Origin of the sequence: Enterobacter cancerogenus (genome assembly GCF_019047785.1) — a bacterium.
In the GTDB taxonomy this organism is placed as follows: Bacteria; Pseudomonadota; Gammaproteobacteria; order Enterobacterales; family Enterobacteriaceae; genus Enterobacter; species Enterobacter cancerogenus.
Genome location: NZ_CP077290.1, coordinates 174,312 through 186,088, shown reverse-complemented (window position 1 = coordinate 186,088; position 11,777 = coordinate 174,312). Strand labels below are relative to the sequence as shown.

Below are 11,777 nucleotides of genomic sequence, written 5' to 3'. Positions count from 1 at the left end.
GACGCGGGTGCGGCCGTAAAAAGCCTGGCACGCCAGGCTTTTATATTCGTTAATGAGAATGCCCCGGGCGCTGAGAGAACACTAACGGGCGAAGGGATTGCGGCGCTTGCGCCCCCGGTTGGTCGCTATTATCAAGACGGAAGTTGCGGGTGCGGGTCTGCAACTCAATAACCTGATTACGCAGAACATCAGATGAGCCATTCAGCTCCTCCACCATGGCAACGTTGCTCTGGGTTACGCGCTCCAGCTCGGACAGCGCCAGAGTAATTTGCGAAATCCCTTTCTCCTGCTCAGCGGTTGAAGAGGAAATATCGTCCATTAATCGGCTGACGTTGCCCGAACCCGCGACAATCTCATGCATATTTCTTTCTGCTTCGGCGACGACGGTCGCTCCCTGGGTCACGTTGTTGCTGGTAACGTCAATCAGTGACTTGATGTTTTTTGCCGCCTCGGCGCTGCGGTGCGCCAGGCTCCTGACTTCTCCCGCCACCACGGAAAACCCTTTCCCATGATCACCGGCACGAGCCGCTTCAACCGCAGCGTTAAGCGCCAGAATATTCGTCTGGAAGGCAATGCCATCAATAAGGCTGATAATTTCCGTCATCTGCTGGGCGCATTCAGTAATAGATTGCATGTTATTGGCAACCTGCCCCATCAGCTCTCCCCCTTTGCGCGCCTGCATCGTCGCAACATTCGCCTGCTCGCTGGCCAGGCGGGTATTGTCGGCGTTGTTTTTGGTGCTGGCGGCCATCTGTTCCATGCTGGCTGCGGTTTGCACCAGAGAGGCGGACTGCTGCTCCGTCTTCACCGACAGCTGCGCGCTGCGTGAGGAGAGTTGCTCTGATAGCGTCATGGCGGTTTGCGAGGAAGCGCGGATCTCCCGAACCAGAGTGGCAATATTGCTGGATAAGCTGTTGATGCCAGGAATTAAACGTCCGGCACAGTTATTGCCAAACTCCGGGATAGAGACGGCCAGATTGCCCGACGTCACTTCTTCAATACTTTTTTTCACAGTGTTGATCGGCGTCACAAGATATTTTGTCATGTACGCCCAAAGTGAAAATAACGCGATGAAATTTAAAATAATGGTGGATAACAGAAGCATTGACCTGCCTGAAAATAAAGCAACCACACCTGCATTTACCAAAAAAACACATAAAAGGAAATAGATAATAAAAGTTCTGACACTAATATTTTTTAGCATGATAATTCCCACAACTTTATATTTTGGTCGGCATTAAGGTTTATAGCATTGGCAGCAAAATTTGTCCTCACGATCTGCTCCGCTTTTCAGTTTTGCCGCATGATTGCAGAAATTTCATTTAAGGAGAGATAAAGCATCGTATTACTTAAAATGTGGGTTCTGCCATCCTGTCCTGCTGGTTTATGGCATATTCAAGCGATAACATTATCTCTGAGGACGCCAGATATTTGCAGGCATACTTAAGGAGCAATGATGTTAACCTCCTGTATTGTGTAGCGATGCTTAACAGGCTATTAAAGATAATATATATCATATTTTTTATAGGTTATTTTTAATACCACGGGTTATGTCACACAATAACTGACTCATCATCTTTAAACCCGTATGCCACTGGCACAGAAAAGGTATGCCTGGCAGGCGAACTTTGTAACTCCTTTTGGCGTGGGATGGCAGCATGCTCAATGTATCGTGGGACCCGGTATTAATCGCCATCTCGTATCTGGTGGCATTTATCGCCTCGTTTGTGGCGCTGGACAGCGCGGGAAAAATCCCTCTCTCTGGACGTAAGGCCGCGATGTTCTGGCGCATGGCGGGCGGGATCACGCTGGGCATTGGGATCTGGTCAATGCATTTCATTGGTATGCTGTCGATGAACATGCCAATGATCATGAGTTATCACCTCTGGCTCACGCTCGCCTCACTCGGCGTGGCGGTCCTGGCGTCTACACTGGCCATCAACATTGCCGTTCGCGGAAAATCGCTCTCACCCTTACGCCTGATCTTTGCCACGCTCATTCTCAGTGCGGGCGTCGTGTCGATGCATTACGTCGGTATGGCAGCGTTGATGCTCAAAGGCGGTATCATCTGGGACAGGCGTATCGTTCTGCTCTCAATCATCATCGCCGTCGCTGCGTCCGGCGTTGCGCTCTGGCTCGCCTTCCACCTGCGAGACAAACGTAAAGGCGTCTTTATCAACCGCATTGTCGCCGCGCTGGTGATGGGCGCAGCGATCTGCGCCATGCACTATACCGGCATGAGCGCCGCCCATTTTCACGAGATGGAACACACCGTACCGGGCGGCATCAGCGAACTGGGTTTATCGATATGGGTCTCCGTAACGACGTTATGCCTGCTGGGGATTATGTTGATTATCTCGCTGGTGGACTCTCACTGGCGCACGGCAAGGCTGACCGACAATTTGCAGCAACTCAACCGTCAGCTCGAACTGCAGGCGCGTTTTGACGCCCTCACCGGCCTTGCCAACCGGCATCAGATGGATATCCGGCTACAGGATTGTCTGCACAGTGCGCTTCTCAATAAAAAATCGTTTGCCGTGGTATTTCTCGATATCGACCATTTTAAACGGGTGAACGATACCTGGGGTCACCACGTCGGTGACGAGCTGCTCATTACCGTTGCACAGCGAATTACGGCAAGGCTCACCCGGGAGGTCACGCTGGCCAGGCTGGGAGGCGATGCATTCATTCTGCTGCTCCCGGACTACGACGATGAGAAGCTGAACCTGCATCTTACTCCCCTGCTTGAGGATATCCGTCGACCGCTATCCGTGTGTGGACACACGCTGAGCGTCACCCTCAGTGCGGGAGTGAGTCTCTATCCCGAGCACGGCGAAACGCTGCATGAGCTAAAGCTCAAAGCAGATGCGGCCATGCAACACATCAAACGGGAGGGACGTAACGGATGGGCGGTGTACCGGGCCCAGATGTCCACCGTCATCCCGGCAGAGCCGGGTTTCCTGCAGGAGCTGTCCCAGGCGCTTGAACGCGATCAGTTTGAACTTTGGTATCAGCCAACCTATATCGCCGATCAAAATGCGATCCATGGTTTCGAGGCGCTGCTGCGCTGGCGGCATCCGGAGCAAGGCGTTTTACTTCCAAACCTGTTTTTACCGTCACTGGAGCAAACGGGGCTGATCGTGCCGGTGGGAAACTGGGCCATTGAAGCTGCCTGTCGACAGCTGCATTTCTGGACGGAACAGGGTTTCAGCCAGTGGACATTGTCGTTCAACCTGTCGCCAGTACAATTTGAACAGCAGGATTTATTCCAGGTTATTTCATCCATGCTGCAAAAATATAACCTCGCGCCATCCCGGCTCATTCTGGAAGTGACAGAGAGTACCGCGCTCAAAGATCTCGATCGCAGCATTGAGTTGCTTAATGCCTTCACCCAGGCCGGGATTACCGTTTCAATTGATGATTTTGGTACGGGGTATTCCAACCTGCTGATGCTGAGCGTCCTTCCGGCTAAAGAACTAAAAATCGACCGAAGCTTTGTCAACTCAATGCTGGTAAATGAAAAAAGCAGAAAACTGGTTGAAACTATTATTAATATTGCCCGCACCATGGAAATGAGCGTGGTCGCAGAAGGAATTGAAACCGAAGAACAACAGGCCGCGCTGGCGGAGATGGGCTGTGATTACCTACAGGGTTTTCTGTTCTCCCGACCGTTACCGGCAGAACAGGTACCCTGGCTGCTTTTGCAAAAAAACTCAGATAAACAAATTATCCCCATAGGGAAAATACATTCTGATTCATCTTATATTTCACAAAAAAATCATGCTTGATGTGATTGAATAAGGTATGTTTCAAAAGAACCCACGCGAAATAATTCCGGCGTGATCGTCAGGCACCGCGTGCCGATGAACAGGATTTTTCTATGTCGCAACACAGCTTTGATGCGCTGCATTTGATTACCACGCCCGTGTGGCTGATTTCTCCTGTTTCAGAACAGATACTTTTTGCCAACGCCGCGGCGGCAAAGGTAATGCGTAATAAAACCCTCAACGAAATGCGAAGAGGAATATATTCCGCCAGTGCCCAAACCGTTCTTTCTATGTATGTCGCCGACCTGAAAACCGATCGGGAAATTATTGAGATTTGGACAGTCTGGCGTGACGCTCAGGAAACCACGTTGAGCTGCAGGCTCACGCTGAATCATATTGAGCCTTATGGCGACATTATTCTGTTTGCAGGCCTTCCACAGCAGGCAGCCACCGGACTCAAGGCCAGCCGATCGGCGACCTATCAACGCAAGAAACAGGGATTTTACGCACGGTTTTTCCTCACCAACAGCGCGCGGATGTTGCTCATCGACCCTGCAAGAGACGGTCAAATTGTGGATGCGAATCTCGCCGCGCTGAATTTTTACGGCTATCTCCACGATGAGATGTGCAGCAAACACACCTGGGAGATCAACACGCTGGGCCGCAATGTTCTGCCGGTGATGACCGAGATTGCCCGTTTGCCCGGCGGCCATAAACCGCTCAATTTTGTACATCGTCTTGCCGACGGGCCACGTGCCAACGTATGCCGGGCCTATTGAGATCTACGGCGACAAGCTGATGCTATGCATCATTCATGATATTACCGAGCAAAAAGGCTCGAACAGGAGCTGGAACATGCCGCACTCCGTGATTCGATGACCGGTCTGCTTAACCGTCGCCAGTTTTATGCCATTACGGAGCAAACTAACCCTTCCCATCTTCCCGCACAGCAGCAATTCAGCCTGCTGCTGGTGGATACCGATCGTTTCAAGGACATAAATGATGTGTTCGGACACCTCAAAGGCGACGAAGTGCTGATTTCGCTTTCGAGAACGCTGGAAGCCTGCTGCCGGAAAGATGATTATGTCTTCCGCTGGGGAGGTGAAGAGTTTGTGCTTCTGCTGCCGCGTACCCCGCTCGAAACCGCGATGCAAATTGCCGAAACCATCCGCGCCACGGTGGCGCATATCACGATCCCGGGGCTGCCACGTTTCACCGTCAGCATTGGCGTGGCGCGACACAATCAGGGTGAGAATATTGATGAGCTGTTCAAGCGTGTAGACGACGCACTGTACCGCGCCAAAAACGATGGCCGCAATAAAGTCCTTGCCGCATGAAACTGGAGTAAAACGGAAACCCCCGCTACAATGCCCACCTCGAAAAACGAAATACAGGTGGGTTAGTCTGCGATGGGAAAAACAGAAATAATACTCATCTTAACTATTTTAAGCCTTATTATATTCGGCCTATGGTTTATTTTTAGCGGCGAGATCTGGTACGTCGTCGAATATTTTGAAAACAGTCTGTATCCGTCTATTGAGGCGTTGTAGGGTACGACTACCCTGTCACAGGCTGGATATTGTGCTGAGGTTTCGGCAACGTGACACAGACCTGTTTTACGTAGTCTGCCGGTTCACTTATGGGGCGGAGTTGACAACTTTATTCGGCGGAGGCGCTGAAGTCCCGTAAGCCTTGCCGATGGCCCGATATAGTTTTTCTATCATACAGCGCGCCTGATCGGCGACGTCAACCGCTTTACGATCCCTGCTCAGCCAGCCCCACCGTTAGTGATGGCATACAAACAGGTCTAAAAAAAATAAACATATGTCGATAATTTAGGATAATCGAGGTAAAAATGTTGTATGTATTTTATCTAATGTCGGTATTCCAGAAATTCTATGGTCTCAACCGAGAAAGCGCTTCGCCCGAGATAGTGTTTTTTTCCACATTCACTCAAACTCTCCCAGAACGGCTCCCAATATATATTCCACCAGCACGCTATATCACCTTGCAAACTACCATAATGACTAAAGTTTTTAACAGGAAAGATGTTTTCTGGCCCTGGAGGCTCTAACCCTTTCTCACAAAGGACTTTGATAAATTCATTATCATTTGTGATAATTTGTATTATATCCCGTCCAAATTCCTTAAATTTATAACAAACTAGAGATTTATTATGATCCACAACACTCTCTTTCTCCTCCTTTATTTTTATTTTGCCATGAAAAAACAACTCAATTAGATACTCAATAACTGAAATATCTTCATGTTTCACCATAAATCGTGCTGAGTAAGCATATACACCCTTCTTTTCTAAGGATAAAAATAACGGATATGCAAATTTTTCACCTAGTAAGGCATTGAATTGTTCAAGAGGAAAATCTTCCTGAAGTTCATTTTTGTTTCTAAATAACCTTAATATATTAACTTTCATCAAAAATAACTATTCTCCAATCTGCTCCAAAAGGCCTGCAATCCCGAAAGTAACCCGACAACGAACCCTGTCAATACTCCCCCCAGTTTCGTAGGAAAATATCGCACCTGTTGCTGTACCTATTCTTTATCCCAGAACAGTCACCTACGGCTTATCTGATGTCTTCAGGCGTTATCAGTTTCATGATATCGCTTATAAGCGATTGTTTAGAAACCTGAGCTAAATAGGTATGACGAATATTTGAATACTTTTGAGCCTTCCTCAAAATCGGCTATCTCACTGTACTCATTTAATGCAACACTATATTCCCCAAACCATCCTTCCACTATTAGAAAACGCAGCCCAAATGCCAAACCTCACCCAACAATGCGTCCCGGCGTTGCGCTGCATGTTGTCCAGCACTGAAAGGATGAGCTGGTTCTCCTCGCTGACGCTGTTCAGGTCGAGGCCGCCGGCGAAGTTGCCGAAAAGCGTTTCATACAGAGACGGACGTGGCATTTCAGTCCTTCTTAAGCGGTTGCAGGTTCAGGCGGTTATTGCTGGCTTCAATAATGCGAGGTTTATCCGGGTCGAGGTCGTCGCGGGTGAGGACCAGCTTCCAGTCATTCTTCGTCATATCCGGCGCCCGGAACAACCCCACCAGCGCCACAAACTGCGCTTTTTCGTCCAGCGGCATATCCAGGCTGGCATCCGCCCCCGGCTTCATCACCAGGCTGCGGCTGGCAAGCAATACATCGTCTACGGCGTTATCCCCCTCCTGCACCAGTTGCTGATAGACCAGTTTATCGAACAGCTTGCGGTCCTTAAGCTGGTACACCCGTACCATCACCGGTTGTGAGAGTGACGTGTTTTCCTGCGCATCGGTGTTCAGCGCCTCTCTGGCCGTGAAATCCAGATGCAAGGTTTTCACCTGTTTATAAAAAACGGATTTCACCATCGCGGAGGTGCCGTCACTGACTTTCTGCGTCAGGCCACAGCCGGAGAGCAACAGCGGCAGGAGAAGCACGGAGAGGCGTTTAATTGACGTAGTATGCAACACGCAGATTTCCTTTTTGTAATGTTGCAGGCGGCATACCGCAGTAGCCACCCAGATCAAAAGTGAATATATCCGGCAGATCCGGCGGCACCGTTTCCCCTTCCATGCCCAGTACGCCGCTCATGCCGAGAATAAACGGCGTTTCGCCCAGTACGGGAGCCGGTAGTAGAGACGTCGGCACACTAAGCTGTATACGAGCCTTATAGCGCCAGCCGAGATACACCCGCAGCAGCACCAGAAAATCAGCATAAATATGCCCTTCCGGTAACCAGCCCTGTGCCTCCTTATAGTCTTCCGTATGCAGGGCAATCAGCAACTGGCTGCTGACTTCTGTGGTTTCGTCACCCAGCACCGTATAGCCGTCGAGCAGAAAATCATTATCGCCGTAAAAACCCAGAGGCCGGCTGATATGAACTGTGCGCGGACAATACGGCGTGACGATCGCCTGCGTGCGCGGCGCCAGCAGTTTTACCAACGCCCGGATCCCTTCTTCGGTGCGCGCTGGCAGGCGCATCACGCTGAGCAGGGCCAGAAAACGCGACATCGGTGCGGCGGCGTGCCTTTCGGTGCCGGGAATGCCCAGCCCGATAAGCCCCAGCAGGCTCTGCGACGTGCGGTCCCTGCCGCCCGCTTCAAAGGTTGCCGGGTATGAGTACTTACGCCAGATACGGTAAAACTGCGTCAGGATACGGTGGTTAAAAATATCGAGGAACGCTTCCTGCGCGTCGTGCCCCTCCCGCTGCTGCGCAATATCGTCGATATAATGCGTCGGCAGCGGCGACTCCACGCCATACAACCCCATAAAGGTGGTACGCACCGTCGGCGGCGCATCCGGATTGTCATCGTCGTATTCCACCGTCTTCAGTTCGCTGGCCGGGAATCCCATCCCCGGATGCGGGCGGAAGCGTACCGGATCGTTCGTCGGGTTCAGGGTACTGCCTAACGGCGGTGCATCAGGGTGCGTTTTTTCCAGAAGCTGGCAGAAGCGGTAAAAGTTGATGCGGTGGATATCCCGCTCAAGCCGTTCACTCAGCCGGGAATGCGGCGGTTGTGGTTCTCCTGCCATTCGAGACGTTCTCCGGTCGGTTGAAGTATCAAAATCAGACGATTAAACAGGTGTATGTCGGTATAGAGGGCAAAAAAACGGTTAAGCATTTCACCGAACAGGCAGATGTCCCCGCGCCCGGCAAAGCCGTTGCTGTCCAGCGTCACTTCAATCTGTACACCGCGCAGGAAATGGCCCTGTTCGAAACGTTCCGTTTCACTGTGTTTCACATCAATGATGGCCGCCAGGCGGCGGCGGTTCATCTCATTGTCCGTCCAGTCGTACAACGCCAGCGCCCCGCGCAGTACCTCGGCGTTATCCATCATCCAGAGGAAGCTGCTGCCCAGATGGCTAAGTACCCGCCAGTGAAAACGGTCCTGATCGGGCGGGTAGCAGGGCAGCGTCGGGGCGCAGAGGTTACGCACCTGAATGCGCGAGGCGGTGGATTTCACCACCGTATCCAGCAATGTGCTCTGCAGCGCCCGGCGCGGCAACTGACCGTTAGTGCCGGTCAGGCTGAGCGACAGCTTTTCATTCTCCGGCACGGTATGGCTATCGAACGCTTCGCCGCCGAGGATCAGCCAGGTATCGTGCAGTCCCGAGGGACCGCGTTTCACGCGGGTGTGGTAGTAATATTCCGGCGCATCGTGACGCAGCATCCCCCCTTTATGGCGAAAACTGGTGAACGGCACATAGACCTGATGGCCAGAATGACGCGACGAGGTGACCGAATCCACTGAATAAATCTCGGTATGCCCGTCCTGGATACGCATCGGACGCAACAGATATTCGGTCTGCAGTGAATCCAGCTGCAGCGGGTCAGACTCCAGCGTGAACAAGTTAATCACCGGAGCGCAATGCAGCCGCAGGTGTTTCTCCGAAAAAGAAAACTCGTGCTGCCACTGCTTATCCAGCACTACGTCGATTTCAAACCACGACAGCGTTTCCGGGAAATCCACCTTTTCCAGCCCGCGCAAGGCCACCGACATAAACTTTTCGCGGAAAGTAAAATACTCCAGCAGCAACTGGTAGCCACTGAAGCTGCCGCTTTCAGGCAGCAGAGCCTCATCGGGCTCCAGCCCACAGACAGCAAAGCGGGCGTCCAGTGGCATGCGGTCGGTATCGCCGGGTAAACGGATCCCCGTCTTCGCCACATTCAGTGTCAGCGCCTCGTGCAGCGCGAAGGCCAGCGGCGCATCACCATTGAGGTAAAGAGAGATGCGGCTCAGATCCACCTCGCGCCAGTCAACAAGCGGGCTACACTCAAAACGCAGGTTGATGCAGGAGCGCCCGTCCGGCTCCGTCGACACGCCCGCGCGTGAGAGCGTAAGCGGCAAAAGAGTCAGTGACTGCGTGGTGGTATAGCGGCAGCGGGTGCGCTTTTCGCCAACTGGCCGGGAGAGGACTTCAAAGCCCTTCTCCACCCGTACCGGCTCTTTCATCCCCCGCCAGTCGGCGGTGAATTCCACCACCGAAAGCGAGGGGATGGTGCGCAGGTAGTGCGGCCAGAGCATACTGACCAGCCCGCCGGTCAGTTCCGGCAGATCGTCGTCGAGTTTTTCGCGCAGGCGTCCCATCAGGAAAGCGAAACCTTCGAACAGGCGCTCCACATACGGGTCGCGGGCACCGGCTTTGTCGAGATTTAAACCCGCCACCCGGTCGGGATGGGCACGGGCGAATTCTTCACCCGCTTCACGCAGGTAACGCATTTCAGCGTCAAAATAACGCAGGGTTAAGTCGTCCATATTTTTATCATTTAAACAGGAGGGATAATTATTAGTGAACAACACAGAAAACTCAATTTGATGGGTTAAAATGTCCTTTATCTTAATTGAGCTCTGTATGTTTCTTCAAAAACACCTTATCGAGATTCATATCGCCGGCACGAAATTCAATTGTATTTGAACTCATAAAAAAAGTTCCGGTAAGTTCATCATTAACAACTGGCGCGGTCGAAACCCAGAAGCTTACGTTAAATTTACAACTCCCCTGAACTGGGAAAGGATAATCCTCAGCTAGGTTAATCCTGCTCCCCATTAACTCCTCACCTGGTTTTATTTTTATAAAGAAATCACCACCCGTGTTATACCTCAGGCCATAATATCTTATCTTCACAGCAGAACAGGATAGATTACCCCAGTCAGACATCAAATATTTACTTTGTGGTATAAATCTTTTGTCAATATAAATGGGGTCATGCCATTTATTTATCAGCGTTGCAGATACTCCCGCATGTTCTTTTAATACATCCGCTTTCAGAACCATTTAAACTACAGGTGTATCCATACCAGCCCCTTATTCAAAGTATCGTTCAAAGTTATAAGCGGTATCCAGTGCTTCAGGTTTACCCTCTTGGGTCAATTTTATCGCAACCGCTCTGAGTCCATCATCAGTTGTCCCCAGCACATCATTAAAATGTGACATTTCATGGCATAACGTCACAACTTTTGAATCTTTACCATTCATCGGTGCAGAAAGAAATTTATTGGCTATCGTTATATAGTGATCTTTATCAGCATTGCTCACGCAGGCATATACATGTTGATCTGCAAATCTGAATTTCTGATACGTCATTGATGTATTAAGTTCTATTTCTTTCTTTACGGCACCGAGAATTTTCTGGTGCGAAGCTTCGTCATCTCGGCCAAAAACCTTTTTGAACGCGGCACGATCCTGTTCACTCCAGCGAACTCATTCCTTGAGCCTTCTTTCCAGCGCTGCTTTTTGTGCTCTTAACGTATCATTCATTTCATCCTCTGTGGGTCGTTTACTTTCTTCCATCTCATACACCGGGTTACCATTACCATCCAGAATCACATCACCATACTGATTTTTTTAAAAGGACACCATTTCCTTTGCCTGTGGGGTTCTTTTTAGCAGATTGTCCATATTGTTCTGGTTCGCTCTAACTACTGGGCGCTTTCTCATACGTATCGTCCACCATTGACGCAATAAACCTCGACTGACACGGGCAGGAACTGTAACTGTCCAGCGTCCCGGCCATCCTGCGCCCGTGTACGCTGTCAATCGCGATACCGCCGACGATGTTATATATGCCGGGAAACCTCCCGCAGGTCACTTTATCCCCTTCGCGGGAAACAGCCTTTCCGAACAGACAGTGATCTTCACAGCCCTCAACAATAACGCCACCGCAGGTAGTCCTATCCCCGCGTACCAGATAATTACCCTTTGCCATATAATACGTCCTGTTTGCTTATTACGAATGTTACTGGCACAGCACGGCGGCCCGTTCCGGATCAATGGCAATCAGCCCGGCCAGAAGATGCTCCATATCGGGATTTAGGCGCGTTTTGTCCGCTTCGTTGCGCCCCGCCTTCATCCGCATCGGTTTTAGCCGCCTCGCCTTCACCTCAAACAACTGTTCCGTCCCCCAGTGCACGTGCGTCAGGGTTGTCGAATGAATACCGGCTCTATCCAGCTCATCTACCGTTTCTGTGTATCCTGCATTTTTGTCCTATCCGGTGCCCAGGCCAC

At 51.0% G+C, this 11,777-nt stretch carries 9 protein-coding genes and 3 pseudogenes; 3 read left to right on the top strand and 9 right to left on the bottom strand.

All coding sequences use genetic code 11. The features are described 5' to 3' along the window. Window positions 1-49 precede the first annotated feature (49 nt). A complete protein-coding gene (locus I6L58_RS00900) occupies window positions 50-1,045 on the bottom strand; it encodes a methyl-accepting chemotaxis protein (RefSeq protein WP_390881709.1) in 996 nt (331 codons plus the stop codon). A 613-nt stretch (window positions 1,046-1,658) separates the two neighbouring features. On the opposite strand from I6L58_RS00900, the gene I6L58_RS00895 reads away from it, so the two are divergent. The 3 genes and pseudogenes from I6L58_RS00895 to I6L58_RS00885 all read left to right on the top strand — a co-directional run bounded on the left by I6L58_RS00895 (window position 1,659) and on the right by I6L58_RS00885 (window position 5,317). Then, window positions 1,659-3,788, top strand: a complete 2,130-nt coding sequence (locus I6L58_RS00895; RefSeq protein WP_088209185.1) for a putative bifunctional diguanylate cyclase/phosphodiesterase — start codon at window positions 1,659-1,661, stop codon at window positions 3,786-3,788. Between the two features lie 92 nt (window positions 3,789-3,880). Further along, window positions 3,881-5,104: pseudogene (locus I6L58_RS00890) on the top strand (diguanylate cyclase domain-containing protein). 72 nt (window positions 5,105-5,176) lie between these two features. Further along, window positions 5,177-5,317 carry an Ecr family regulatory small membrane protein gene (locus tag I6L58_RS00885; RefSeq protein WP_042319897.1) on the top strand — a complete coding sequence of 47 codons (141 nt, stop codon included), beginning with the start codon at window positions 5,177-5,179 and terminating at the stop codon, window positions 5,315-5,317. 323 nt (window positions 5,318-5,640) lie between these two features. On the opposite strand, the gene I6L58_RS00880 is transcribed toward I6L58_RS00885, so the two are convergent. From I6L58_RS00880 to I6L58_RS23030, 8 genes and pseudogenes are all read right to left on the bottom strand, one after another. Continuing rightward, on the bottom strand, window positions 5,641-6,201 hold the full coding sequence (locus I6L58_RS00880) for a hypothetical protein (RefSeq protein WP_088209186.1): 561 nt from the start codon (window positions 6,199-6,201) through the stop codon (window positions 5,641-5,643). 381 nt (window positions 6,202-6,582) lie between these two features. After that, a pseudogene (locus I6L58_RS00875) lies at window positions 6,583-6,699 on the bottom strand (type VI secretion system baseplate subunit TssE); the annotation flags it as partial. 1 nt (window position 6,700) lies between these two features. After that, complete coding sequence (tssJ, locus tag I6L58_RS00870) at window positions 6,701-7,240, bottom strand: type VI secretion system lipoprotein TssJ (RefSeq protein WP_140418820.1); 540 nt, start codon at window positions 7,238-7,240, stop codon at window positions 6,701-6,703. Continuing rightward, window positions 7,218-8,303 carry a type VI secretion system baseplate subunit TssG gene (gene tssG / locus I6L58_RS00865; protein WP_088209187.1) on the bottom strand — a complete coding sequence of 362 codons (1,086 nt, stop codon included), beginning with the start codon at window positions 8,301-8,303 and terminating at the stop codon, window positions 7,218-7,220. The genes tssJ and tssG overlap by 23 nt, the downstream gene beginning before the upstream one ends. Beyond that, the gene (gene tssF / locus I6L58_RS00860) at window positions 8,267-10,027 is read right to left on the bottom strand and encodes a type VI secretion system baseplate subunit TssF (RefSeq protein ID WP_088209188.1); all 1,761 of its coding nucleotides are present in this window, start codon (window positions 10,025-10,027) and stop codon (window positions 8,267-8,269) included. The genes tssG and tssF overlap by 37 nt, the downstream gene beginning before the upstream one ends. A gap of 82 nt (window positions 10,028-10,109) precedes the next feature. Then, window positions 10,110-10,547, bottom strand: coding sequence for a hypothetical protein (locus I6L58_RS00855; protein WP_088209189.1), 438 nt, complete (start codon window positions 10,545-10,547; stop codon window positions 10,110-10,112). Between the two features lie 30 nt (window positions 10,548-10,577). Next, a pseudogene (locus I6L58_RS00850) lies at window positions 10,578-10,901 on the bottom strand (M35 family metallo-endopeptidase); the annotation flags it as partial. Window positions 10,902-11,187: 286 nt separating this feature from the next. Then, window positions 11,188-11,478, bottom strand: coding sequence for a PAAR domain-containing protein (locus I6L58_RS23030; RefSeq protein ID WP_337958348.1), 291 nt, complete (start codon window positions 11,476-11,478; stop codon window positions 11,188-11,190). Window positions 11,479-11,777 lie beyond the last annotated feature (299 nt).

What these genes read in the sequence shown, in the direction of transcription:
- I6L58_RS00900 (WP_390881709.1), bottom strand. Translation starts at nt 1,045, where the DNA reads ATGACAAAATATCTTGTGACGCCGATCAACACTGTGAAAAAAAGTATT.
- I6L58_RS00895 (WP_088209185.1), top strand. Translation starts at nt 1,659, where the DNA reads ATGCTCAATGTATCGTGGGACCCGGTATTAATCGCCATCTCGTATCTG.
- I6L58_RS00885 (WP_042319897.1), top strand. Translation starts at nt 5,177, where the DNA reads ATGGGAAAAACAGAAATAATACTCATCTTAACTATTTTAAGCCTTATT.
- I6L58_RS00880 (WP_088209186.1), bottom strand. Translation starts at nt 6,201, where the DNA reads ATGAAAGTTAATATATTAAGGTTATTTAGAAACAAAAATGAACTTCAG.
- tssG (WP_088209187.1), bottom strand. Translation starts at nt 8,303, where the DNA reads ATGGCAGGAGAACCACAACCGCCGCATTCCCGGCTGAGTGAACGGCTT.
- tssF (WP_088209188.1), bottom strand. Translation starts at nt 10,027, where the DNA reads ATGGACGACTTAACCCTGCGTTATTTTGACGCTGAAATGCGTTACCTG.
- I6L58_RS00855 (WP_088209189.1), bottom strand. Translation starts at nt 10,547, where the DNA reads ATGGTTCTGAAAGCGGATGTATTAAAAGAACATGCGGGAGTATCTGCA.
- I6L58_RS23030 (WP_337958348.1), bottom strand. Translation starts at nt 11,478, where the DNA reads ATGGCAAAGGGTAATTATCTGGTACGCGGGGATAGGACTACCTGCGGT.